Genomic DNA, 23,152 nt, shown 5'->3' on the forward strand with positions numbered 1-23,152 from the left:
TGATAGCTCAATGCCCGGCTCTTCGTGTTAGTGGGCCCATGAAACCCTCGCCCGTTTCCCGCCGTCATTTCCTTCACGCTGCCCTCGCCGGTGGCGCGGTCAGCCAGAGCCCGGTTATAGCGGCAGACGCGGCTCCAAAAGCAGGCGTCTTCGCCGAACCCGCCCACGAGATCCCGCTGGCGCAGGATGCCGATGTCATCGTCTGCGGTGCCGGCCCTGCGGGCGTGACGGCCGCCATCACCGCCGCACGCGCTGGCGCAAAAGTGCGCCTGTTTGAGTGGCGCGGCTGCCTCGGCGGCATCTGGACGGCCGGCCTGCTCGGCTACTTCCTCGACTTCAACAAGCCCGGCTTCGCCAAGGAACTCCGCGACAAGCTGGATGCCCGTGGCGCCCGTGCGAACTCCACCAGCATGAGCCGCTTCTGCTACGATCCTGAGGCGCTGAAACTGCTGCTGGAAGAGCTATGCATGGAGGCCGGTGTCAAATTCCAGTATCACACCAAGGTGTGTGCCGCCTTCCGCGAAGGCAAGCGCCTCACCACCATCGTCACCGAATCCAAATCTGGCCGCCAGGCATGGAAAGCCCCAGTCTTTATCGACACCACCGGTGATGGCGATCTCGGATTTCAAGCGGGTTGCGCCTTCGAAATTGGCGAAGCTGCCGAGTGCCCCTGCCAGCCTCTGTCTCTGAATGCGCTGCTGGTGGTGAAAGATGTCGAAAAGCTGCGTGAATTCGTGCGCTTTGGCCAGCCAAAGCCCGGCGAAAACACGGACGGTGAAAAGAAAAAGCGCATCAAGGACGCCATCGTCAGCACCGGCCATTTCCCCTCCTACGCCGGTGCCACACTCTGGCATGTGAGCGGAAATCTCGTCTTCGCCATGATGAATCAGGAGTTCGGCATCAAGCCCTGGGACGCCGCCGAGATCACCGCCGCCACCGTGCGCGCCCGTGCGGAGATGCATCTCATGGTCAATGGCCTGCGCAGTCTCGGTGGCCCATGGGAGGGCATCCAAATCGTCGCCACCGCCGAGCAGATCGGCGTGCGTGACGGCCGTCGCATCGTCGGTCGCTACCTCGTGAACAAGGAAGACCTCATCAAAGGCGCGCGCTACGATGACGCCGTCGTGCGTGCCACCTTCGGCGTGGACATCCATGCCACCACCGCGGAGTTCAATCAGAAAGCGGCGATTCATTCCACCAACATCAAAGTGAAGCCCTACGACATCCCCTTGCGCGCCTTGATCGCCAAAGATGTCGATGGCCTCATGATGGCCGGTCGCTGCATCAGCGGCGATTTCATCGCGCACTCTAGCTACCGCGTCACAGGCAATGCCGTCGGCATGGGCGAAGGTGCCGGCGTCATCGCCGCTCTCGCCGCCACTTCCAAACGCATGCCCCACGAAGTTCCCTGGAGCGAGGGCGAAGCCAAACTAAAATCCATGGGCCAGCGCATCTAGTACGATGGACACAGTTGCTGTCCGTTGATCAGCGCTCACAGATCCCCTCAGACGCACAAATAATCTGCGCCTGCTGCATGGGGTCGCTACTCTCTCACGCCCCGCACGCTCGGCCCGTCCACCCACTTGGGCGGGATCATGATCTGGCGCGGCACTGCGGGCACTCCATGCTCATGCTGGGAAAGCTGCGTGACGATCAAGTCGACCGCTGCCGCTGCGAGGTGTTCGCGCTGCTGGTAGATGCCCGCAAACTCCTGCATCCTCGGCGTCCAGTCATGCACCACAAAGCCGATGTCCTCCGGCACACGCAGACCCAGCCGCCGCAGCCAGTGGGGCACATGCGTGTCAAAGGTGATCAGCGCATCCGGCTGATGTTCCCGCATCCATTTGGCAAAAGCCTCAAAGCCTTTGCTGATGTCATTGCTCGGAAACAGCAGCAGCGGCACCCGGTCCTCCGGCGCGAGGCTTTGCTGCCAGTGAAACAAACCGCCGCTGTAGCCAAACTGCGAGCGGTTCACGATCCACTTCGTCACCGCCACGCCGATGCGTTTGTAACCTCGCGCACTGAGTTGATCCGCCGCCATGTGAATCCCCAGCGTCATGTTGCCCGCGCACATGTGCAGCGCCGGGCTGCTCATCGCATTGCCAAAGGTCACGGCGGCAAACGGTGAAAAATCCATCTTGCTGCACGGCAGCTGCATGCTCTGCGGTGAAACGATCACGCCCTCGATGCCGCGCGCATGCAGGATCTTCTGCAGCTTCTTCGGCGTCAGCCCGTCCTTCCCCAGCCAAAACTCCTCCACCGCATAGCCATGGCCATGCGCACGGCTGCGGATGTCCTCGATCGGCACATATTGGTACGAAGGGCTCAGCAGTTCATCCTGCGGCACATGCTCGCGGACTACCGCGATCACCGCCCGCACCCGCTGCTGCTTCTTGCCCCGCACCACCTGCATCATCCGCGCCAGATGCGGGTCCGGCTGGTAGTTCAGCCGCTTCGCCTCCTTCAGCACCAGCTCACGCTTCTCCGCCGACACCTTCGGCGCTCCCCGCAGCACGCGGGACACGGTCATCAGCGAAAATCCCGTCGCACGGGCGATGTCCTTGAGCGTGGGCGCGGCGGTGGCGGGCATGGTGTTGAACGGCAGTCAGAGCTACAGAGCAGCCAGCGTCGCCGTCAGCAGCTTCCAGAACTTCTGCGCAGATGAAACACTCGCGCACTCCTTCTCCGAATGCGCCTCATGAATATTCGGTCCAAACGAAATCATGTCCAGCCCCGGATACGCCATGGAGATCACCCCGCACTCAAGCCCCGCATGGCAGGCCCCTACCTTCACCTCCTCACCAAACAGCTCACGATAAATCACCTTCATCTTCTCCAGGATCGGCGACTCAGCACTCGGGCTCCAGCCCGGATACGGATCGCCCGATTTGACTTCGGCGCCGATGAGTTCAAACGGCGCCCGAAAAGCACGCGCCACATCCACCTTGCTCGATTCCACCGAGCTTCGCTGCAGGCTGCCCCACTCCGCCTTGCCATTGCCCAGGGCGATGGTGGAAAAATTCGAAGACGCCTCCACCAGTCCGGGCACCACAGGACTCATGCGATAGACGCCATTCACCACCGCCTGCATCGCCAGCACAAAGGACTTCTGATGTTCCGCTCCCATGATGCCGATCTCACCCGCAGCCACCTCCACAGGCATCGCGACAATGCTCAGCCCTGGCTCGATCAGCCGAAACTCCTCCCGAATGCCCGCCGCCTCCCGCTCAAAGCGCTCCGCAAACGCTGCTTCATCCAGCACCACCACCTGCGCCACGCACTGCGCCGGGATCGCATTGCGTGCGCTGCCGCCACGCATCGTTGAGAGCGCCACCACATCCTCACCACACGCGCTCAGCAGCCGCGCCATGAGTTTGATCGCATTCGCACGCCCTTCGTGAATCTGCAGTCCCGAATGCCCGCCGCGCAGTCCCGAGATCTGGATGTTCACCACTGCCGTCGCCGCTTCATGCGCCACCTCAGGGTATTTGAAGCTCCCTGTCGTGTCGATCCCGCCCGCGCAGCCAATGGTGAACGTGTCATCCTCCTCAGAGTCCAGGTTCAGCATCGTCTTGCCCGTCAGCAGTCCCGGTTGCAGCCCCAGCGCACCGCCCATGCCCTGTTCTTCATCCAGGGTCAACAGCGCCTCAATCGGCGGGTGGGACAAATCATTCGCTGCCAGCACCGCCAAAATCGCCGCCACACCCAGACCATTGTCCGCGCCCAGTGTGGTCCCGCGTGCCCGCACCCAGTCGCCATCCACCCACATGTCGATGCCCTGCTTGTCGAAATCAAACGTCACCCCGTCTCCGGCTTTGTGCACCATGTCCAGATGCGCCTGCATGATCACCGCCGGGCGCTCCTGCTTATCTGCCGACGCCGCCTTTTTGACGATCACATTGCCAGCACTGTCGAGCTGTGCCGAAAGGCCATGGCGTGCGGCGAATCCCAGCACAAATCCCACGACCCGTTCCTCGCGTTTGGAAGGGCGTGGCACGGCATTAAGGTCGGCAAAACAGTTCCAGAGAGCACTGGGTTCGAGGGCGCGGATGTCGTGGGTCATGAGTTGATCAGTAGCATGAGCTAGAGTCCCGCGCATGCGCCTTCAACCGGCGGCGAGGTATAAAATTGCCATTGATGTAAATAATATTGATCTAAATATTAATAATGTTAAATTAGGCGTGTAAAAAATGAAACGCTTTCCCGTTCAATGCCCGAGCTGCGACCACTCGCTGGAGGTGAAACGACTCGGTTGTGCGCACTGCGGGACCGAGGTGGAAGGCCGCTATCCCTTGCCCGTACTCACGGCGCTTTCGCCGGAGGATCAGGCCTTTGTTTGCGAGTTCGTGAAGGCCAGCGGCAGCCTCAAGGAGATGGCCTCGATCATGAAGATAAGCTACCCGACAGTGCGCAATCGTCTGGATGACGTGATCTCCAAACTGAAAATCTTCCCTCAGGAGGACACCCCATGACATCGCCCCATACCAACCGCGTTTCTCAGTTCCTGTTTCACCCTTTTGTCCGCGTGGCAGGTGCGGCATCCCTGGCCCTCGGCCTCGCGGCCATTCTTCTTGCGGGCCTGATCGGCGCAGGGCAGGGGCTTCATTTTGATGGCGTGCTGGATGCCCATGTGGGGCTTAAGCTGCCAGTTTGGTTCTCTGTGGCTGAAGGACTGCTCGACTGGTTTTCGCTTGCCGTGGTGCTTCATATCGTGGGTCGTATCATTTCGCGCACCGCTTTCCGGGCCGTCGATCTCCTGGGCACTCAGGCTCTGGCGCGTTGGCCCACCGTCATTGTCAGCCTGGTTTGTCTGCTTCCGGGCTTTCATCGCTTCTCCGATCAGTTGCTGAAGTCCGCGCAAAAAATGGCCTTCGAGCCCACGAAGCTTGCTCTGCCTCCCTTGGGAATGGATGGGGCGGTGTTCGGATTGGTCACTCTCATCATGCTCGTCTGCACGCTGTGGATGGTGATGCTCATGTGGAAGTCCTTCTCCCACTGCTGCAACGTGCGTGGCGGGAAGGCCGTGGCAGGCTTCGTTGTCGGACTGCTCATCGCTGAAGTCCTGTCGAAGCTCGGCCTCGGCCAGTTGTTGAAGTTTCTTTGAGCCCTCATGAAACGTCGCTTCACTCTGCTCGCCTTGGTGCTTGCTGCACTCGTCTTTGTCATCACCCATTTCATCTGGCTGGGTGACTTGCCGCAGAGGCTGGCCACGCATTTCGACGGTGCAGGAAAACCAAACGGCTGGATGACGCGCCAGGATCACGGCCTTTGGATGCTGCTCTCAGGCCTTGGTCTTCCCCTTTTCATTCTGTGCTTGATCTGGCTCATGAGGTTTTTGCCTTCCTCTCTGCTGAATGTCCCCAGGCCCGACTACTGGCGCGCTCCTGAAAACTACCCCAAGGCCTGCGCCATCATGCAGAGCTGGGCGCAATGGTTGGCCACTGGCGAATTGCTCTGGATGACACTGCTCAATCGTCAGATCGTGCTTGCCAATCATCTCCAGCCACCTCGGCTGCCAGCAGAGGACACCTGGTATCTGACTGCGGGATTTCTCATCATGATCGCCGCATCCATCCTTGCGTTGATCTGGCGCTTTCGAAAGACGGATGCTCCGGCTGCCGGACACTCGGCCCCTCCATCCATGGCGGCGGGGTCATGATTCGATGCGGCACCCTTTGTTCGTGTTGAGAGATCTGCGTGACAACCAGTCTTCTGCGGTCGCAAAATTGGCCGCGATATCCGAAAGGAGCAGGCATGTTATCATAACACCCCATGGCTTCATTCTGCGCTGAAATGCATCGCCCTGCGCACGTTGCTATGCCCGATGACTTTCCACCAGCTCCGCCTTCTCATCGCCCTCACCCTCACCCTCGCATTCACATGCGCCCGTGCCGCCGAGCCCCTGGGCCAGCGCCACCAGACCTGGCAGGGCATCCCGGGACTCGAACGTACCGCCAAAGGCCGCGTCTTCGCCTCCTGGTTCACCGGCGGCTCCAAGGAGCCCTCCCCGGAGAACATCGTCCTCCTCTGCTACAGCGATGATCAGGCAAAGACTTTCACGCGTCCTCAAGTCATGGCTGAGCCTGGGAACGGCACGCGTTGCTTTGATCCCACCCTCTGGCTCGACCTCAAAGGCCGCCTCTGGTACATCTTCAATCGCGGCAATCAAGACACCGCCGTCCACGATGTCCATGCGCGCATTTGTGAGGATCCAGACGCCTCCCCGCCGGTCTTCGGCCCTGAGTTCCGCGTCGGCTACGAAGGCCCCTACGCCTTCCGCATGAACAAGCCCACCGTGCTCTCCTCCGGCGAATGGATCATGCCCGTCACGCATGCCACCGAGCCGATCCACTCATGGTTCGCCGGCCCCAAGCAACTACAGGGCGTCGGCATCTCCACGGATGAAGGCAAAACCTGGCAGCTCCACGGCGCGCTCAAAGCCCCCGAATGGGCGCTGGAGTGCATGATCACGGAACTCAAAGACGGCCGCCTCTGGCTCCTCACCCGCACCGGCGGCGGGTTCCTATGGGAGAGCCATTCCTCAGACAAAGGCCGCACCTGGTCAGAGGCCAAAGCCAGCACCATCCCCAATCCCGGCTCCCGCTTCTTCATCCGCCGCCTCGCATCAGGAAACCTGCTGCTGGTAAACCATCACGGCTTCACTGGCAAGACACGCAGCCACCTCACCGCACAGATCTCCACCGATGACGGCCACACATGGAACGAAGGCCTGCTGCTCGATGAGCGCAAAGGCGTTTCCTATCCCGATGGCGTGCAGGATCGCGATGGCCTCATCTGGATCACTTATGATCGGGATCGCGGCGGCGATGGCGAAATCCTGCTCGCAAAGTTCCGCGAGGAAGATGTCGCCACTGGCAAAAACACCTCCGGTGCAGTCACGTTGAAGCAGGTCATCAGCAAACTCGACAAGCCTCAGCTCGTGCCCGTCAAGTGGGACCCCGCTCTCGCTGGCGACATCGTCATGCAGCGCCTCGTCAATACCTCTGCACTTCAAGTAAAAGGCGCGCATGATGCCGAGTTCGTCTGTGTCGGTGACCGTGCCTACATCGTGACGGAAGCGAATGATGTGAGGCCAGGGGAGAGCGCCGGGTGGCCGGAGATCTATGCCACGCTTTCCATCGTGAACCTCAAAACGCTCGCGCTGGAAAAGGTTGTCGACTTCGCGAAAAGCGGGCAGCAGTTTGCGAATGAAACCCTCCCCGTGGGCGCATGTTTTGTACCCCGCATCCTGCAAAAAGATGCCAGCACCCTGCGCTGCTATTTCACCAGCGAAGATCCCGGCAGGCGGCAGTCGCAGATGTGGTATCGCGATTTCGATCTGAAGTCCGGTGACTTCATGCCCACAATTCACAAGGCAAAGCTGAAGACCGCTGTGGGCACCTTTGATTTCCAGCCGCAGTACTTTCACGCGGACGCGGCGGCGCAGGGTTTCACGAAGAAAGCCAGCGACTCGTCCTTCTTCATCTTTGATTCATTCAAAAAATTCGATGGCAGGACCTACGTCGCTTTGAACAACTTCGGCGGCAAACAAAACGCCCTGGCGCGGGTTCATGAAGATCTCTCCACCTTTGAAGTCCTCGGCCACTTCAATGAACCGCAGATCGAAGCCTTGAGCGAATCAGCCGTGAACCGCCTGCCCGACGGCACCTGGATGGCCATCTGCCGCAACGACAAGGGCAACTACCATTTCACCACCAGCGCCGATGGCAAAACCTGGAGCACCGGAAGGCCGCTGCCCATCGTGCCGAATGGTGCGAACTCGAAACCCACCTTCGACAAGTTCGGCGGCGTCTATTACCTCGGCTGGCAGGAGTCCACCCGCATCCAGGGCGTCGGCCGCAGCGTGTTCAATGTGGATGTCTCGCGCGATGGTAAAACGTGGGAGCGCAAATACCGCTTCGAGACGCCGAAGTCCTTCCAATACCCGACCTTCCACGAACACAACAGTGTGATCTGGCTCGTCGTGACCCAGGGCGACAAAGACGCCAGCCGCAAGGAGCGCATCATGTTCTGCAAACTCGAAGACGTAGGCCAGTTCGAGCCGCAGGCCGGGGAAAAGCGCATCGTCTGGCCTGCACCACCACCGGAGGAAGCGGCCGTGATGAAGGTGGGCGTGAAGCTCTTCACGGATCGTGACTACGTGATTGAGGGCGTGTTTGAGCAGCTCAGCGGTCTGCCATTTCTCCGCACGGGCATTGAGAAAACCAACGTCGAGGTCACCAAGCCGGGCACGCTTTACGCGCTCACTCCGTCCCCTCGACCCCAGGCAGCCAGCCAGGAGGCGGCACTCATGAGCGCCGGATTCACCAAGGTGGATGCACCCGAGGTGCAGCTTTTCCCCGGCGCGATCAATCGCGTGAGCCTTTATCGCAAAGAGGTGAAAGCGGGCGAGCAACTGCACTTCAAGAAGCTGGTGCTGCTGATCAGCGGCACCGGGGTGTTGCTGCGCGAAATCCATCCTTGATCAAATCCACATCCTCTTGGTATCACCGATACATGATCCGCTTTTTCAACTGGTTTAACAATCTCTATCCCGTGTGGCTCGTGAGCCTCGCGACGCTCGCGTTTTTCTGCCCGCAGACCATGTTGTGGTTCGACAAGCCATGGATCTTCTGGTCGCTCGCGGCCTCCATGCTCGGCATGGGGCTTACATTGAGCCTTGATGATTTCAAGGCTATCGCACGCATGCCCGGCAGCGTGGCTCTGGGCTTTGTCGCGCAGTACACCATCATGCCGCTCACCGGCTGGCTGGTTGCCACGGTATTGAATCTCGAAGCCGGACTCGCGGTGGGCATCATTTTGGTGTCGAGCTGTCCTGGTGGCATGGCGTCCAACATGATCAGCTACCTCGCCCGCGCGAATGTGGCGCTCTCAGTCGTGCTCACGCTGGCCTCGACCCTGCTGGCCTTCTTTTTCACGCCCATGTGGACCAGCACGCTCGCCGGAAAATATGTGCCCGTGGATGCCTGGGGGCTGTGCCTGTCCGCTTTGCAGCTCACGGTCGCTCCCGTGGTGCTGGGGGTGCTGATTCGCTGGAAGCTGCCGCGCACTGCGGATCAAATCGGCGCCTGCGGCCCCACCGTCGCCGTTCTGGCCTTTACGCTGGTCAGCGGTGGCATCGTGGCCGCCAGTGCCGATGCCGTTGCCTCACACTTTGGCCGTCTGGCTCTCGCCGCATTTCTGCTGCACGTCTTTGGCTTTGTGGTTGGCTACATGATTCCCAAAGTGCTGCGCTATCCCGAATCGGTTGCTCGCACGGTGAGCATTGAAGTCGGCATGCAAAACGGCGGCATGGCGGCCGCACTCGCCCGTGAGCATTTTCCCCTGATGCCGCTCGCTGCTGCCGCCGCCGTCTTCAGCGGTGTGATGCAAAACATCGTCGGCGGCCTCATGGCCGCCTGGTGGAAGCGCCGCACGCCGGAGGCCTGATCATGAGCCGGCGCGACATCTATTACTGGAAATGCGACCGCCCTGCGGCCTTTCACGGCACGCAGACACGCGGCGCGGCGGATGTGGAAATCGAGCGGCAGCTTGGCGAAGTTTTGCGGCGCCACTTCATCACCCAGGTCGTTGAACTGAGCGCGGGAATCGGTCAGGGAAATCACCTCACCTGGAATGCCAGGGTGGCCGGACAGTCGATGTTCATCCGTGTCGAAAACGGGCCTGAAAAGGACGGCCAGCTAGCCGTGGAGTCGGCGCTGCTGGACAGGGTGCGTGAGGCGGGGGTGATGACGCCTCGCGTGTATGCCTGCGATGCCACGCGCTCCAGCGTCCCCTTCGCCTGGCAGGCCTTGGAGCGCATCTCCGCGCCCGATCTCAATCACTGGTTCAAGCTGGGCCGTCTGGACGTCCCACGCATCGCCTTCGGCATCGGCGCGGCAGTGGCGAAATGGCAGGCCATCACGCTGCCAGGCTTTGGAATCCTGGATGAGTCCATGTCAGGCTATCACGCCACCTACGCCGACTACTTCCATCTTCGCCTCGATCTACACCTGGCCTTCCTCGCCACCCGCGGCTTCCTCACGCAATCTCAGAGTGCTGAAATCCTCGCAGAGATCGAAAACCACCGCTCCCTCTTCCAGCTCGGCACCGGCTGCTTCGTCCACAAGGACCTCGCCCTCTGGAACATCCTCGGCAGCGAACACGAAATCGCCGCCTTCATCGACTTCGACGACGCCATCTGCGGCGACCCCATGGACGACCTCTCGCTCCTCGCCTGCTTCCATGACGACGTCTTCCTTCGTCATGCGTTTGAGGGCTATCAAAGCACCCGCACGCTTCCTCCCGATCATCTGCGCCGCTTCTGGCTGCACCTGCTGCGCAACATGATTGTCAAAGCCGTGATCCGTGTCGGCGCGGGTTACTTTGACCGTGACGATGGCTTCTTTCTCATCTCGTCCGGCACCTCTGGCCGGTCGCTGCGCGAATTCACGCATTCACGCCTGAACCTCGCCTTGCAGGGCTTGCGCAACTCCAGCAGCATCGACATTCTTCGACCATGAAAACTCACATCGGCACTTTTCTCTCCATCGGCTCACCTGCTGTCACTGAACTCGCTGCGGAGTGCGGCTTTGACTGGGTTTTGATCGACCTCGAACACGGCTGTGAATCCGAAGCCGCGCTGCCTGATCAACTGCGCGCCCTCCGTGGCAGCGATACCATCGCCATCGTGCGCGTGAGTGCGCCGCATCCAGATCTGATCGCCCGCGTGCTCGACTGGGGTGCGCAGGGCATCATGGTCCCGCATGTGAACACAGTCGCCGAGGCGCGTCACTGTGTGGATGCAGCCTACTATCCACCGCAGGGCCATCGCGGTGTGTCACGCACCGTGCGAGCCTTTGGCTATGGCATGCGCCTCCCAGAAGGTGAGATGCCCAAACCGATCATCCTCGCCCAGATCGAAACCGCCGAGGCGGTGGCGAATGCAGAACCAATCGCCGCCGTGGAGGGGGTCGATGCGCTCTTCATCGGTCCTGCCGATTTGTCCTTTGATCTCAAGGCACAGCAGTCCCCCCGCAGCTACGACGACTGCGTCAGCAGCATCGTCAAGGCGGCCAAAGATCACGGCAAAGGCTGCGGCATCCTCGTGCGTCATGCCGATGACAAGGAAAAGCTCAAGGCTCTCGGCTTCACCTGGATCGCCATGGATTCCGACCTCTCGCTCGTGCGTGAGGGCTTCAAACGGAATCTCGCCACGGCGCGGGCTTGGTGAAAAAGTCTGACTTTTTCCTGTTCAAAGGCGTTTCCCCTATAATCTCGCCTCCCCCATGAACGCCTCCCCCCAAATCAAATCCAAAATCGTCGAACTGTGCGAAACCCTCGTGGCCGACAGCGACGTGAAAAATGCCCGCGAAAAAGCGGAAGCCTTTCTCGCCAATGAAGAAGCCGTGTCTCTCTATCGTGAGATGGCCACGCTCGGCCGCGCCCTGCATCAGAAGCAGCACAATGGCGAAGAGCCCAGCGGAGAAGAAATCTCCCGCTTCACCGACCTCCAGGACCAGTGCGATGCGAACACCGCCATCCTCAGCTTCATCGAAGCTCAGGACGTCCTGCGCGGCATCGCCGAAGTGGTGACCAGCTTCGTCGGCAAAAGTCTCGAGCGTGGTGAAGTGCCTGCCGAATCCGAAGTGTTCTCCAAAGGCTGTGGCGAAGGCTGCGGCTGCCACTAATCGCCAGATTCCATGAAAGCGTTCGTCCTGATCGCTGCGCTGCTGTTTTGCGTCTCATCCTTCGCGGGAGAGGCCAAAACGGTGAAGCTGCTTACCATTGGCAACAGCTTCTCTGCCAACGCCACTCACTATCTGGGTGATCTGGCGAAGGCGGGCGGGCACACGCTGATTCATCAGCCCCTCGTCATCGGCGGTGCCTCATTTCAGGTGCACGCCGAGAAAGCACAAAAGCACGAAGCAGATCCCAAGGACAAAGCAGGCCTCTACATCAGCGGCCGCGGCTTGAAGGAAAATCTCGAGCTGCAAAAGTGGGACTACGTCACCATCCAGCAGGCCAGCATCAAGAGCCATGACTTCGCCACCTATCAGCCCTACGCCGGCTGGTTGCGCAACTACATCATCAAACACGCGCCGCAGGCCAGACTGCTGGTGCATGAAACCTGGGAGTACCGCAAAGACGACCCTCGCTTCACCAGGCCATCAGGCAAACCCGGCGAGCCCCAAACGCAGGATGAAATGTATCAGGGGCTGCGCGCCGCCTATGACAAAATCGCCGCCGAATTCAATGCCCGCATCATCCCAACCGGCGATGCCTTCCATCTCGCGGACACCGACAAGGAATGGGCCTATCAAACCGACACCACTTTCAATCCCAAAGCCGCCAAGCAGCCAGAATTGCCGAATCAGACACACTCACTGCACGTCGGCTGGCGCTGGGCCAAGCCCAAAACCGGCAAGGGCCCGGTGGCTCTGGGCATGGACGGCCATCACGCCAACATGGCCGGCGAATACCTCGGAGCCTGCGTCTGGTACGAGGTGCTGTTTGGCGAGAGCTCCGTAGGCAACACCTTCATGCCCAAGGGACTGGATTCGGCGGACGCCCGTTTTTTACAGGAGACTGCGCATCGCGCCGTGATCGAACGGACAAAATGATGTCCAAAATGAGAGGGGCGTGTTCTTATGTGAACCATGAATCGCCTCGTCTTGCTTCTCTTTGCGCTCAGTTTCACAGCACATGCCTCCACGGAGGCGGATGTCATTGTCTATGGAGCCACCCCGGGCGGATTCTGTGCCGCCATCGCCGCAACCCGTGAAGGCGCCTCCGTCATCCTTCTGGAGCCTACCGCCCATGTCGGCGGCGTAAACACCGGCGGCCTGTGCTTCAGCGACTCCAATCAAACCGTGCGCAGCACGGTGCTCGGCCTGTTCGAGGAATGGCATTCGCGTGTCGAAAAAGACTACCAGATGCGCGGTGTTGCACTTCCTTACACCGTAAGTGACAAAGATCACAAACCCTGGACCTACGAGCCCCATGTGGCCGCAAAGATCACGCAGCAGATGTTGGATGAAGCCGGTGTGAAAGTGCTGACGAAGCGGGTTTTGCAATCCGTGGCAAAACAAGGCACTCACGTTACAAAACTGGTCACAAGTGACGGCGATTTCGTCGCCAAGGTCTTCGTCGATGGCACCTACGAGGGCGATTTGATGGCAGTAGCAGGAGTGAGCTGGACGATTGGTCGCGAAGGTAGGCAAGAATTTGGCGAACCCCTGGCCGGAAAGCAGTATTCCAAGGCAAAGCTCCCAATCTCCGGCCTCGATAACTCTGGTAACCCCTTGCCGTTGATCACGACGACGGATGCAGGCCCGGACGATGAGGGAGACAAGAACGTGATGGTTTACAGCTTCCGGCTCTGCGTGACCAAAGATGCCGCAAATCGCGTCCCGTTTCCACAACCTGCCAATTATGACCCGGCACGCTTTGAGGTCGTGCGGCGCTATTTTGCGCAGGAAAAGAGGCCGCATTTGCTGTGGGATCTGTATCCGCTGCCGGGCAACAAGTTGGATGCAAACAATGGCATCGGGAAGCAGTTCTCCATGGGCCTCGTGGGTGCCTGCAATGGCTGGAGCGAGGCAGATGAGGCCGGACGCGCAAAGATCTGGGAGGCGCACAAGCAGTACACTTTGGAGATGCATCACTTCCTCAGCACGGACCCTGCCGTGCCTGCTGAACTGCGGCAGCAGATGGCGGAGATCGGGCTCTGTCGTGATGAATTCGCAGCGTACGGTCACTGGTCACCTCAGCTCTATGTGCGCGAAGGGCGGCGCATGATCGGCGAATATGTGGTGTCGCAGAAAGACATCATGGACGAGCCAAAGAAGAATGATCCGATCATTGTGTCATCTTTTCCCATCGACTCGCACGATTGCCAGCGCGTGGGGACCAAGGACATGGTCGTGGATGAAGGCACCATCATGCCGGTGCGCATGGCGGGCCGGAAGCATGGCTATCCGTATCACATCCCATATCGGGCCATCACGCCGAAAGCCGCCGAGTGTGACAACCTGCTCGTGCCGGTGGCGCTGTCCTGCACGCATGTGGGCATCTCCTCGATCCGCGTGGAGCCTACGTGGATGATCCTCGGGCAGAGCGCAGGCATCGCCGCTGCTTTGAGTGCAAAGCAAAATCTCGCCGTGCAGAAGCTGCCGTATCCAGCGCTGCGCGAGCGTCTGCTGGCTCAGAAGCAGGTGCTCGAACTGCCTGTGCTGCCGGATCTGCCGCCGGAACCGAAAGGCGTGATGAACGTTGATCCGAAGACCCTGCCGGGCATCGTGCTCGATGATGCGCAGGCCGAACTCAAGGGCCAGTGGAGCCGCTCTTCCGGCTTCAAGCCGCACATCGGCACGGGCTATCTTCACGACGACAAACGTGCTGACGGCCAGTCCATCGCTGTCTTTGGCTTTAAAGCGCTCAAGACAGGACGCTACGAATTGCGGATGGCCTACTCACCTCATGAAACGCGCGCGACGAAGGTGCCTGTAACGATTCAATGCAGCGGGCGCAAAACAGACATCACCGTTGATCAAACGCTGCCGCTGGCCGCCGGAGAGGCGTTTCGCACCATTGGCAGCGTGCAGCTTGATGGCGCTGTTGAGACAACCATCACGGTGAGCAATGCAGGCACTGACGGTTTTGTGATTTTGGATGCGTTGCAGCTTATTGAAGTTAACTGAACCCATCCATGATGAAGTCACTGTTCCTCGCCTGCTTGATCTGCATCACCCAACTCAACGCCGCAGACATCGTGGTGTATGGAGGCGTGCCCTGTGGCATCGCTGCGTCCATCGCAGCAGCGCGTGAAGGCGCGAAAGTGGTGCTCATCGAACCGACCAGGCATGTCGGCGGATTGAGCACGAGTGGTATCAATACCGCCGAGAGCGAGCACATGCTGAAATGGACCATCGGCGGCTTCGCGGATGAATTTTACCGCCGCCTCGGAGCGCACTATCAGACCGGCGGACCGGAGTATTTCTTTGAATCCAGTGTGGCCGAGAAAATCTACCTCGACATGCTGCGCGAGGCAGGAGTGGAGCTGCGTTTCGGCGTATCCGTGGACAAGGTGGCCAAAGAGGGTGCACGCATCACTGAAATCACTCTGACAGATGGCTCCAGGCTGCAGGCTCAAGTTTTCATCGACGCAGGTTATGAAGGTGACCTCATGGCTCGTGCGGGTGTCAAATACGCCGTCGGCCGCGAGTCGAAGACGGAGTTTGGCGAAGAAGCTGCGGGCATTCGTTTTGACAAGACACCGCGTAGTGCCCGGACGGTGGACGAGATTGGTACGTTGCTGCCTGGCATCAGCGCGTGGGCCAAAGATTTGCATGAAGGCGATGCTCATCGTGCACCGATGAACTACAATTTCCGCCTCACGGTGGCAAAGGATCCCAAGCTGCAGGTGCCCATCCCCGCGCCGAAGCATTACGACCAAAAGCGTTACGCACTGCTGGCCAGCTGGTTCCGCGATCAGACCCAGCAAAAGAAGCCGGTCAAACTTGAGGACATCATCGACCTCTACCGGCGGCGCAACGGCAAGTTCGAAATGAACAACAAGCAGTCCGCCATCTACTCCCTGGGACATTTTGGCGGCCAATTTGAGTGGCCCAACGCCACTTACGAAGAGCGCGCCCGCATTTACCAAGATCACATGGATTACACCCTCGGTCTGCTGCATTTCCTTGCCACGGACGACTCTGTGCCTGCGAATGTTCAGGAGGAGATGAAGTCGTTGGGCTTGCACAAAGACGAGTTTGTGGACAACGGACACCTGCCTTATCAACTCTACGTGCGGGAGGCACGGCGGATGCGCGGGGAATATGTCGTGACGCAGCAGGATGTGCAGGCAGACCGCCGCAAGCCGGACAGCATCGGCATGAGCAGCCATTTCATCGACTGCCATCACGTTCAGCGTGTGGCTTTGAATGAAAATGAGTTCGTCAATGAGGGGCGCATCTGGCGCATGGGCCATGCTTATCAGATTCCGTATCGGGCGCTCACACCCAAAGCCGCCGAATGCACCAACCTGCTGGTTCCCGGCGCGGCCAGCTACACCCACGTGGCTTTTTGTACGCTGCGGTTGGAGAGCGTGTGGATGATCACCGGCCATGCTTCGGGCATCGCCGCTGCATTTGCGGTGAAAAACGATACGACTGTGCAGAACGTGTCGCTGGCTCCATTGCAGGACAAGTTGCGCGCCCAGAAGCAGGTGGTCGATTTCATCCCCGGTCTGCCGGAGAAGTGCGAGCACCTCAACGGCCCGCCGGAATTTTAACGTTCCATTCTGTTTCCTGCCTTCCCACCATGAATACGCGCCGCCAGTTCATCGCCTCCATCACCGCTGCGCTTGGCGGTTCCGTCTACGCCGCTGATGGCAAACCAAAGACCCTTCTTCTGCAATCGGGCTGGGACACGGTGAACATCGGAGACATCGGCCACACGCCTGGAACACTGCGCGTCATTGAAGAACATCTGCCGGAGGTGAAGGTGGTGCTGTGGGCGATGAAGCTGGATGAACGCGTCACAGCCATGCTCAAGACGCGCTTCCCCAAAGTGGAGATCCTGCAGGGCAGCCTCACGGGCAAAGGCGAAAAGGACGAGGCGCTGCGGCAGGCGATTATGAACTGCGATCTCTTCATTCGCAATTCCGGCATGGGGCAGGACACAAGCTTCATGCAGTTTTGTCAGAAAGCAGGCAAACCCTACGGACTGTTTGGGCAGTCGTATTTTGCCAGCATGGTGGAGGGCAAAGGCGCGGAAGAACGCATCGCCTTGCTGAATGTGGCTTCGTTCATCTACACGCGTGAAAGCAAAACGCTGAGCATCCTCAAGCGTGCTGGAATCAAGACCCCTGTGCTCGAATTCGGCCCGGATGGCTGCTTTGGCATCGATGTGCGCGATGACCTGCGCGGATTGGCGACGATGAAAAAGCTCGGACTGGAGGAGCGGAAGTTCATCACCCTGCAACTGCGCACCAACACAGCGAAACTGCCCGGTGTGGACGACACCCGCACGCCGAAGCTCAATCCGCTGCATCCCACCCCAGAGCAGATCGCCGATGATGAACGTCGTGCGGCGAAATATCGGGAGCTCGTGACGCTGTGGGTTCAAAAGACCGGGCACAAGGTTCTGATCGCGCCGGAGACGATCAAGGAGATGGGCCACAACAAGCGCCTCATTCACGATCCGCTGCCGCCGGAGATTCAGAAGCACGTGGTGAACCTGGAGTATTTCTGGAACGCCGATGAGGCCGCGTCCGTCTTTGCGCGGGCGCACACCATTGTGTGCCACGAGCCGCATTCACCCATCATCGCGCTGGCAAACGGCACGCCGATCATTCACACCTACTCCGAATTCCATTCGCCAAAGTGCTGGATGTTCAAGGACATCGGTTTGGGCGAGTGGCTGCTGGAAATGGACGAAACACCGGCAGACAAAATGGCGGAGACGCTGTTCGCCATTGATGCTGACTACCCGGCGGCTCAGGGAAAAGTGAAAAAGGCCATGGCTTATGTGCATGAGTGTTTCGCAGGATCAATGAAGCACGTGCGGAGTGTTATCCGGGCATGATCATTTGAGGGTAGCTGGTGCTGGTCCGAAACATGCCCTGCCGTGAGCGAGGTCTGTTGAATTGGCTGCAAGTCGGCACCGTCGAATGACGCTATGAACAATCATGATTTCTCGCCGCGCCTTTCTCCAACACAGCAGCCTCTGCCTCGCCGGTTTCGGCGGGGGCAGACTTCTCGCAGCCGATGCTGCGGCCGCCCCCACTCTGCGTGTCGGGTTGATGACGGATCTGCACTACGCGGACAAGGAACCGACGAAAACGCGATTCTATCGCGAGGCATTGACGAAGCTGGATGAGGCAGTGGAGCTCATGAATCGTGAAAAACCGAACGTGGTGGTGGAGCTGGGCGATTTTATTGATCAGGCAGATTCGGTGGAGCGCGAGATCGAGTGGCTGAAGACAATGGAGTCGCATTTCATGAAGCTCTCGATGCCCAGGCATTATGTGCTGGGAAATCACTGCGTGGGCACATTGACGAAGCAGGAGTTTGCCACGCACACCCAGGCGTCGGGCGGACATGCAGCATTCGAAGAAAATGGGGTAACCTTTTTGATTCTCGACGCCTGCTTCCGTGAAGATGGCACACCGTATGAACGGAAGAATTTCAACTGGCAGGATGCCAACCTGCCCAAGGCGGAGCTGGCATGGCTGGAGGCTGCGCTGGCAAAAGCCAGCGGGCCGGTGATCATTTTCGCGCATCAGCGCCTCGACATGGACAAGGCACATGCCGTGCGCAACGCCGCCGCGGTGCGTGCGTTGCTGGAGAAGTCGGGCAAGGTGCTCGCGGTGTTCCAAGGCCACTCGCACAAGAACGACTATCAGCAAATTGCCGGCATTCATTACACCACGCTCGTGGCGATGGTGGAAGGCAGCGGTTTGGAAAACAACGGCTACTCGCTGCTCGGCATCATGGCCGACGGCTCGCTGCGCTTGAACGGCTTCCGCAGGCAGGTAAACCGCACTTTGAATCACGCATGAAACCCATTCTCCTTCTCCTGGCATTCACAAGCTCCGCGCTCGCGCTGGAGCCCGGCTTTGAATCCCTCTTTGATGGGAAAACCCTGGATGGCTGGAAACACGACGGTAACTGGTCGGTCGTGAACGGCGAGATCGCCCGTGTCAAAAAGGGCGGCTCATTAACCTATGAAAAGGCGAAGGTGCCGGATGATTTCGAGCTGCGCTTCGACTGGAAAGTGGCGAAGGGCTGCAACAGCGGCGTGTACTATCGGCCGGGTCAGTATGAGTATCAGCTGCTCGACAACGCCAACAGCCCCTATGGCGAGAATCCGCGGCAAAGCGCAGGCTCACTGTTCTTCTGCATGGCCCCGACCAAGGATGTGGTGCGGCCCTTTGAGCAGTGGAATGAGGCGCGTGTCGTCTGCAAGGGCAGCGTGATCCAGCATTGGTTGAACGGCGAGAAAGTGGTCGATTTCGACTATGCCGATCCACGCTGGCGGGATGCAGTCAAGCTGGTGGGCTACCGAGGCACAGATCTGACAAAGCGGGGTGGCAAGCTCTGGCTGCAGGACCATGGCGCTGATGTGTGGTTCAAGAACCTGCGCTGGCGCGCGATTCCAGCCGATGAGCCGGTGGTGAGTGAGAATCTCACGCCCATGCCCGTATCCGAGGCTGCACTGAAAAAGGAACAACTGCGCATCCAGGAACTGCTGAATCCCAAACCCAAGCCCGCGAAGAAATCTGCATGGCAGCATCAAGAGCTGAAACGCTTCAAGGCCGAGGAAGCGCATCAAGGCGTGGCGGTGGATGACACCTTTTTTTATGCGATTACAAACGCGGCCATTGGCAAATATCGCAAGGACAACGGTGAACGCATTGGTGGCTGGCAAGAAGCGAAGGATGGGCGCATCAAGCATTTGAACGCAGGTCTCGTGCTCGATGGAAAGCTCTACTGCGCGCATTCGAACTACCCTGAAATGCCGATGAAGAGTTCGGTGGAGATTTGGGATCCTCAGACGATGCAGCATTTGGAGTCCATTGACCTGACGGACGCCGAAGGTTCGCTGACCTGGGTGGACCGGCGCGATGGACTTTGGTATGCCTGCTTTGCGCAATACGCGAAGACCGGTGATCCTGCCAAAACGCGGATCGTGATGTTTGATGCCCAGTGGAAGAAGCGCGGAGAGCTGAAATTTCCGAGCGAGGTGGTGACCAAGTTTGGCAAGAACAGCAGTTCCGGCGGCAGCTTTGGGCCGGACGGGCTTCTCTTCATCACCGGGCATGATGCGCAGGAGCTCTATGTGCTCGATCTCCCGGCCAAGGGCGAGGTGTTGAGCTGGAAGAGCGCGACCCCGATCAGCGCCCACGGCCAGGCCTTCGCCTGGAATCGCACTGAAGCCGGAATATTGTATTCCATCGACCGGAAGACCTCTGAGGTGATTGTTTCACGAATTACGAAGTCCTGATTTCACCGCCGATCTGATGCCGGAGAACAAGTGCGTCCTGAGCATCCATGCTGGGGAGAGCGGTGTGGGAACCGGATTCCTTGTCAGCCTTGCTGCAAGATGGCTTTCGTGCCCGGTTCCCAAGTCAGCCCCCAGTCACGGATGGATTTCATCACTGGCCGGAGGGAGTCGCCTTTCTCAGTGAGCTCATAGGCCATGCGCTTGCCGCCGTCAGAGGCGGGGATCTGGCGCACAATGTCTGCTTCGAGCAGACGTTCCAGACGATCGCTGAGAATATTGGTGGGAATGCCTTCCGGGGAGCTGACAAAGTCTTTGAAGCGGCTTCGGCCCAGCATGAGATCGCGGATGACTAGCAGGGTCCAGCGATCACCAAACAGATCAAGCGCGCAGGACACAGGGCAGGGGGAGCGCCGCGAGGGTGGTGGCGCTTTGTGCGGGCGTCGGGATGCTTTGGCCTTGGGCATGGTAAACTATCATGGCGAACGCTTGCGTTTCAAAAGTAAAAAACTTGCATAATGCAAGTAATGAACAAATTTAATCCAATGCGCGCCACCACTGATCCTCAACTCGCCCCACCAGGAGCCGGGCTGCCCATCATGGAACTTTGGGCCGCCAGGCTGTTGTTCGCGCTGACACGCCTTCGAGGCAGTCGTGAGACCTTTGTGGCCAAGTTTGAGCAGGAGCGTGCGGCGATCCGTGCGCTGATGGCTTCCTGCCCTGAAGCGCAGCGGAGTAAGCCGGTGCTCATCACACGTTTGCGCGGACTGGAGGACAGCAGCCGCAACTGGTCTGTGTGGATGACTCTGGATCATCTGCGCATCACCAACACGGCCTTCGCCCGGGTCATCAATGCACTCACTCATGGGAAAGTGCCGCCGGGCAAGGCGAGCACGGCAGCGGTTAAACCGAGCACCTCGTTGACTCCAACCGTCGAGACAGACTTCGAGCGTTCGTGTGATGGAGTGCTTACTGCGATCTCCGAGGCTGCCGAACTGAATACAAAACTGCGCTTTGCACATCCGTGGTTCGGTTCGCTGAATGCTCTCGGCTGGGCGGCGCTGGCGGGTACGCACATGGGCATTCATCGTGTGCAGATTCAAAGCATCATGGCAGGATTGAGCAGCACATGATTGACAAACTCGCGGCACCGGCGAGGCATCCCGCATGTCCGCCAAACCTGACCCCGCCACGCTGCCTTGCAGCCCTCTTGATGAAACCGCCGGTTTGAAGTATTTCCCGCGGATGCTGGGCAAGATCCGTCTGCATGCCGCTGGCAGGCTGTGGGAAGATTTGCACGCGAATCTGGGCAAAGGCAGCGACGGAAGCTGCGTCGGATTCCTGCATGTGAACTATGACGATCTCAAAGCCCGCGTGCTGGAAGGTGGAACAGACGAGGAGATTTTGCACTGGTGCCAGGTGCGCGGCCGTCCGCTGAATGACACCGACAAGCTCGTCTGGAATTACTACATCCTGAAACTCGGCATCAATGACCACATCACCGACATTTTGGCGAAACGAAAGGCTGACGGAGGACTCGGTGATCGTGACGACATCCAGACCATCACGAAATACATTGATGTGGATGAGGGAAGGCTGCCTTGAATGAGTGAGGAGGCATCACCCCCGGTTTCATTCTGGCAAAGCGTGCGGCAGTCACTGCGTGGTGAGGAGCATGATTACACCGCGCTGCCGCTGAACCGTGCGGTCATCCTGCTCGCAGTGCCGATGGTGCTGGAGATGGTCATGGAATCGCTGTTCGCGGTGGCGGATGTGTTTTGGGTTTCCCATCTCGGAAAGGAAGCCGTGGCGGTCGTGGGCCTCACCGAGTCAGTGATGACACTCATCTATGCGGTGGCGATTGGCATCTCGATTGCCGCGACCGCGATTGTTTCCCGCCGCATCGGCGAAAAGGAACCGGAGCTCGCAGCTCAGGCGGCGGGGCAGATTGTCCTTCTTGGGGTGCTGGTGGCGGCGGGCATTGGCATCTTGCTGGGATATTTTGCCCCGGACATTTTGCGATTCATGGGGGCGGGTGAGGAAATCGTGACGCTCGGCTCCGGCTTTGCCCGCATGATGCTCGGTGGCAATGCCACGGTCTTTTTGATCTTCCTGATCAACGCCATCTTTCGTGGCGCGGGAGATGCCGTCATTGCCATGCGCACGCTGTGGCTGGCGAATGCGCTGAACATTGTGCTGGGACCGTGCTTCATCTTCGGCTGGTGGATTTTTCCTGAGCTGGGCGTCACGGGGGCGGCGGTGGCAACGAACATCGGGCGTGGTGTCGGTGTGCTGTATCAGCTCTGGCATCTCGCAGGGCATCACAGCCGCGTGAAAGTGCGCTGGCAGCATTTCAAACCGGAGCGGGAGGTGATCGGTGCGGTGCTCAGCAAGTCCGGCAGCGGCATCATCCAGCTTCTCATCAGCACCACGAGCTGGGTCGGTTTGTTCAAGATTCTTGCACTGTTCGGAAGTGCGGCACTCGCAGGTTATACGATTGCAATTCGGATTGTGATCTTTGCCCTGATGCCTGCGTGGGGCCTGGCAAACGCAGGTGCCACCTTGGTGGGCCAAAACCTCGGCGCACATAAGCCGGAGCGTGCGGAGGCAGCGGTCAAGATCGCCGTGAAGTCCGACGTCATCGTCCTGAGCTTGATCGGCATTTGTTTCGTTGTTTTCGCGAATCCTCTGATTCGTCTCTTCACCCAGGATGCCGAGGTGGCGGCATTCGGCACACAGGCACTCTGGATCGTGAGCCTCGCTTTCCCGCTTTACGCGGCCGGCATGTGCTTCGAGGCCGCGTTCAATGGTTCCGGTGACACCTGGACGCCTGCCCGGCTGAATTTCCTCTGTCTGTGGCTCGGGCAGATTCCCATCGCGTGGGGGTTGTCGAAATCTTCTGGTTTCGGCCCGGTGGGGGCATTTATCGCCGTGCCGGTGGCCTATTCGCTGCTGGCTATCTTTAGCTGGCTGCTTTTCAAAAGAGGGAAGTGGAAATCGCAGAAGCTTTGAAGCGACCTTGGTCCTTGCATGAAACAGAAAACATTGCCTGTCGCGACTTGATGGCAGTGGGCTGGCGCATGGAATGGATCTGGTGAAAATGCGGCCAACTAATCTCAAGGAAGGGTGAGCTGTGGCGGCA

21 protein-coding genes are annotated in these 23,152 nt (G+C 59.3%); 18 read left to right on the plus strand and 3 right to left on the minus strand.

From position 1 onward, the window contains the following. The first annotated feature begins 38 nt into the window (after window positions 1-38). Window positions 39-1,457, plus strand: a complete 1,419-nt coding sequence (locus ACILSL_RS06690; protein WP_395731225.1) for an FAD-dependent oxidoreductase — start codon at window positions 39-41, stop codon at window positions 1,455-1,457. Window positions 1,458-1,543: 86 nt separating this feature from the next. Here ACILSL_RS06690 and ACILSL_RS06695 read toward each other — a convergent pair whose 3' ends face one another. Then, on the minus strand, window positions 1,544-2,590 hold the full coding sequence (locus ACILSL_RS06695; protein ID WP_395731226.1) for a LacI family DNA-binding transcriptional regulator: 1,047 nt from the start codon (window positions 2,588-2,590) through the stop codon (window positions 1,544-1,546). Window positions 2,591-2,611: 21 nt separating this feature from the next. Then, the gene (pepD, locus tag ACILSL_RS06700; protein WP_395731227.1) at window positions 2,612-4,063 is read right to left on the minus strand and encodes a beta-Ala-His dipeptidase; all 1,452 of its coding nucleotides are present in this window, start codon (window positions 4,061-4,063) and stop codon (window positions 2,612-2,614) included. Between the two features lie 127 nt (window positions 4,064-4,190). On the opposite strand from pepD, the gene ACILSL_RS06705 reads away from it, so the two are divergent. The 14 genes from ACILSL_RS06705 to ACILSL_RS06770 all read left to right on the plus strand — a co-directional run bounded on the left by ACILSL_RS06705 (window position 4,191) and on the right by ACILSL_RS06770 (window position 20,013). Next, window positions 4,191-4,472 (plus strand): DUF2089 domain-containing protein, encoded by a 282-nt coding sequence (locus ACILSL_RS06705; RefSeq protein WP_395731228.1) that lies wholly within the window; start codon window positions 4,191-4,193, stop codon window positions 4,470-4,472. After that, window positions 4,469-5,104 (plus strand): hypothetical protein, encoded by a 636-nt coding sequence (locus ACILSL_RS06710; protein WP_395731229.1) that lies wholly within the window; start codon window positions 4,469-4,471, stop codon window positions 5,102-5,104. The genes ACILSL_RS06705 and ACILSL_RS06710 overlap by 4 nt, the downstream gene beginning before the upstream one ends. A gap of 6 nt (window positions 5,105-5,110) precedes the next feature. Further along, the gene (locus ACILSL_RS06715; protein ID WP_395731230.1) at window positions 5,111-5,659 is read left to right on the plus strand and encodes a DUF1648 domain-containing protein; all 549 of its coding nucleotides are present in this window, start codon (window positions 5,111-5,113) and stop codon (window positions 5,657-5,659) included. Window positions 5,660-5,824: 165 nt separating this feature from the next. Beyond that, on the plus strand, window positions 5,825-8,485 hold the full coding sequence (locus ACILSL_RS06720; RefSeq protein ID WP_395731231.1) for a sialidase family protein: 2,661 nt from the start codon (window positions 5,825-5,827) through the stop codon (window positions 8,483-8,485). A gap of 32 nt (window positions 8,486-8,517) precedes the next feature. Then, on the plus strand, window positions 8,518-9,450 hold the full coding sequence (locus ACILSL_RS06725; protein WP_395731232.1) for a bile acid:sodium symporter family protein: 933 nt from the start codon (window positions 8,518-8,520) through the stop codon (window positions 9,448-9,450). Window positions 9,451-9,452: 2 nt separating this feature from the next. Then, on the plus strand, window positions 9,453-10,523 hold the full coding sequence (locus ACILSL_RS06730) for a phosphotransferase family protein (RefSeq protein ID WP_395731233.1): 1,071 nt from the start codon (window positions 9,453-9,455) through the stop codon (window positions 10,521-10,523). Beyond that, window positions 10,520-11,233: an HpcH/HpaI aldolase/citrate lyase family protein gene (locus ACILSL_RS06735; RefSeq protein ID WP_395731234.1), complete on the plus strand. Its 714-nt coding sequence runs from the start codon at window positions 10,520-10,522 to the stop codon at window positions 11,231-11,233. Before ACILSL_RS06730 ends, ACILSL_RS06735 begins: the two co-directional genes overlap by 4 nt. Before the next feature lie 55 nt (window positions 11,234-11,288). Then, the gene (locus ACILSL_RS06740; protein WP_395731235.1) at window positions 11,289-11,690 is read left to right on the plus strand and encodes a YlbF family regulator; all 402 of its coding nucleotides are present in this window, start codon (window positions 11,289-11,291) and stop codon (window positions 11,688-11,690) included. A 12-nt stretch (window positions 11,691-11,702) separates the two neighbouring features. Next, window positions 11,703-12,623, plus strand: coding sequence for a DUF4886 domain-containing protein (locus tag ACILSL_RS06745; RefSeq protein ID WP_395731236.1), 921 nt, complete (start codon window positions 11,703-11,705; stop codon window positions 12,621-12,623). A gap of 36 nt (window positions 12,624-12,659) precedes the next feature. Next, complete coding sequence (locus tag ACILSL_RS06750; protein WP_395731237.1) at window positions 12,660-14,702, plus strand: FAD-dependent oxidoreductase; 2,043 nt, start codon at window positions 12,660-12,662, stop codon at window positions 14,700-14,702. A gap of 8 nt (window positions 14,703-14,710) precedes the next feature. Then, complete coding sequence (locus tag ACILSL_RS06755; protein ID WP_395731238.1) at window positions 14,711-16,297, plus strand: FAD-dependent oxidoreductase; 1,587 nt, start codon at window positions 14,711-14,713, stop codon at window positions 16,295-16,297. Window positions 16,298-16,326: 29 nt separating this feature from the next. After that, window positions 16,327-17,592, plus strand: coding sequence for a polysaccharide pyruvyl transferase family protein (locus tag ACILSL_RS06760; RefSeq protein ID WP_395731239.1), 1,266 nt, complete (start codon window positions 16,327-16,329; stop codon window positions 17,590-17,592). A 103-nt stretch (window positions 17,593-17,695) separates the two neighbouring features. Next, on the plus strand, window positions 17,696-18,568 hold the full coding sequence (locus tag ACILSL_RS06765) for a metallophosphoesterase (RefSeq protein WP_395731240.1): 873 nt from the start codon (window positions 17,696-17,698) through the stop codon (window positions 18,566-18,568). After that, on the plus strand, window positions 18,565-20,013 hold the full coding sequence (locus ACILSL_RS06770; protein WP_395731241.1) for a DUF1080 domain-containing protein: 1,449 nt from the start codon (window positions 18,565-18,567) through the stop codon (window positions 20,011-20,013). The genes ACILSL_RS06765 and ACILSL_RS06770 overlap by 4 nt, the downstream gene beginning before the upstream one ends. Before the next feature lie 83 nt (window positions 20,014-20,096). Here ACILSL_RS06770 and ACILSL_RS06775 read toward each other — a convergent pair whose 3' ends face one another. Continuing rightward, window positions 20,097-20,477, minus strand: a complete 381-nt coding sequence (locus ACILSL_RS06775) for a winged helix-turn-helix transcriptional regulator (protein WP_395731242.1) — start codon at window positions 20,475-20,477, stop codon at window positions 20,097-20,099. Between the two features lie 78 nt (window positions 20,478-20,555). Between ACILSL_RS06775 and ACILSL_RS06780 the strand changes: the two genes are divergently transcribed. Genes ACILSL_RS06780 through ACILSL_RS06790 form a run of 3 tightly spaced genes read left to right on the plus strand, consistent with a single transcriptional unit; the run spans window position 20,556 to window position 23,022 of the window. Then, entirely contained in the window at window positions 20,556-21,143 is a 588-nt protein-coding gene (locus ACILSL_RS06780) for a DinB family protein (RefSeq protein WP_395731243.1), read from the plus strand. A 34-nt stretch (window positions 21,144-21,177) separates the two neighbouring features. Further along, the gene (locus ACILSL_RS06785) at window positions 21,178-21,615 is read left to right on the plus strand and encodes a DUF5069 domain-containing protein (RefSeq protein ID WP_395731244.1); all 438 of its coding nucleotides are present in this window, start codon (window positions 21,178-21,180) and stop codon (window positions 21,613-21,615) included. Beyond that, window positions 21,616-23,022, plus strand: a complete 1,407-nt coding sequence (locus ACILSL_RS06790; RefSeq protein ID WP_395731245.1) for an MATE family efflux transporter — start codon at window positions 21,616-21,618, stop codon at window positions 23,020-23,022. The last annotated feature ends 130 nt before the right edge of the window (window positions 23,023-23,152 follow it).

It is taken from the genome of Prosthecobacter sp., assembly GCF_044222345.1.
Taxonomy (GTDB): Bacteria; Verrucomicrobiota; Verrucomicrobiia; order Verrucomicrobiales; family Verrucomicrobiaceae; genus Prosthecobacter.

What these genes read in the sequence shown, in the direction of transcription:
- ACILSL_RS06695 (WP_395731226.1), bottom strand. Translation starts at nt 2,590, where the DNA reads ATGCCCGCCACCGCCGCGCCCACGCTCAAGGACATCGCCCGTGCGACG.
- ACILSL_RS06780 (WP_395731243.1), top strand. Translation starts at nt 20,556, where the DNA reads ATGCGCGCCACCACTGATCCTCAACTCGCCCCACCAGGAGCCGGGCTG.
- ACILSL_RS06745 (WP_395731236.1), top strand. Translation starts at nt 11,703, where the DNA reads ATGAAAGCGTTCGTCCTGATCGCTGCGCTGCTGTTTTGCGTCTCATCC.
- ACILSL_RS06785 (WP_395731244.1), top strand. Translation starts at nt 21,178, where the DNA reads ATGTCCGCCAAACCTGACCCCGCCACGCTGCCTTGCAGCCCTCTTGAT.
- ACILSL_RS06770 (WP_395731241.1), top strand. Translation starts at nt 18,565, where the DNA reads ATGAAACCCATTCTCCTTCTCCTGGCATTCACAAGCTCCGCGCTCGCG.
- ACILSL_RS06735 (WP_395731234.1), top strand. Translation starts at nt 10,520, where the DNA reads ATGAAAACTCACATCGGCACTTTTCTCTCCATCGGCTCACCTGCTGTC.
- pepD (WP_395731227.1), bottom strand. Translation starts at nt 4,063, where the DNA reads ATGACCCACGACATCCGCGCCCTCGAACCCAGTGCTCTCTGGAACTGT.
- ACILSL_RS06730 (WP_395731233.1), top strand. Translation starts at nt 9,453, where the DNA reads ATGAGCCGGCGCGACATCTATTACTGGAAATGCGACCGCCCTGCGGCC.
- ACILSL_RS06760 (WP_395731239.1), top strand. Translation starts at nt 16,327, where the DNA reads ATGAATACGCGCCGCCAGTTCATCGCCTCCATCACCGCTGCGCTTGGC.
- ACILSL_RS06790 (WP_395731245.1), top strand. Translation starts at nt 21,616, where the DNA reads ATGAGTGAGGAGGCATCACCCCCGGTTTCATTCTGGCAAAGCGTGCGG.
- ACILSL_RS06755 (WP_395731238.1), top strand. Translation starts at nt 14,711, where the DNA reads ATGATGAAGTCACTGTTCCTCGCCTGCTTGATCTGCATCACCCAACTC.
- ACILSL_RS06775 (WP_395731242.1), bottom strand. Translation starts at nt 20,477, where the DNA reads ATGCCCAAGGCCAAAGCATCCCGACGCCCGCACAAAGCGCCACCACCC.
- ACILSL_RS06725 (WP_395731232.1), top strand. Translation starts at nt 8,518, where the DNA reads ATGATCCGCTTTTTCAACTGGTTTAACAATCTCTATCCCGTGTGGCTC.
- ACILSL_RS06720 (WP_395731231.1), top strand. Translation starts at nt 5,825, where the DNA reads ATGACTTTCCACCAGCTCCGCCTTCTCATCGCCCTCACCCTCACCCTC.
- ACILSL_RS06710 (WP_395731229.1), top strand. Translation starts at nt 4,469, where the DNA reads ATGACATCGCCCCATACCAACCGCGTTTCTCAGTTCCTGTTTCACCCT.
- ACILSL_RS06690 (WP_395731225.1), top strand. Translation starts at nt 39, where the DNA reads ATGAAACCCTCGCCCGTTTCCCGCCGTCATTTCCTTCACGCTGCCCTC.
- ACILSL_RS06750 (WP_395731237.1), top strand. Translation starts at nt 12,660, where the DNA reads ATGAATCGCCTCGTCTTGCTTCTCTTTGCGCTCAGTTTCACAGCACAT.
- ACILSL_RS06705 (WP_395731228.1), top strand. Translation starts at nt 4,191, where the DNA reads ATGAAACGCTTTCCCGTTCAATGCCCGAGCTGCGACCACTCGCTGGAG.
- ACILSL_RS06740 (WP_395731235.1), top strand. Translation starts at nt 11,289, where the DNA reads ATGAACGCCTCCCCCCAAATCAAATCCAAAATCGTCGAACTGTGCGAA.
- ACILSL_RS06765 (WP_395731240.1), top strand. Translation starts at nt 17,696, where the DNA reads ATGATTTCTCGCCGCGCCTTTCTCCAACACAGCAGCCTCTGCCTCGCC.
- ACILSL_RS06715 (WP_395731230.1), top strand. Translation starts at nt 5,111, where the DNA reads ATGAAACGTCGCTTCACTCTGCTCGCCTTGGTGCTTGCTGCACTCGTC.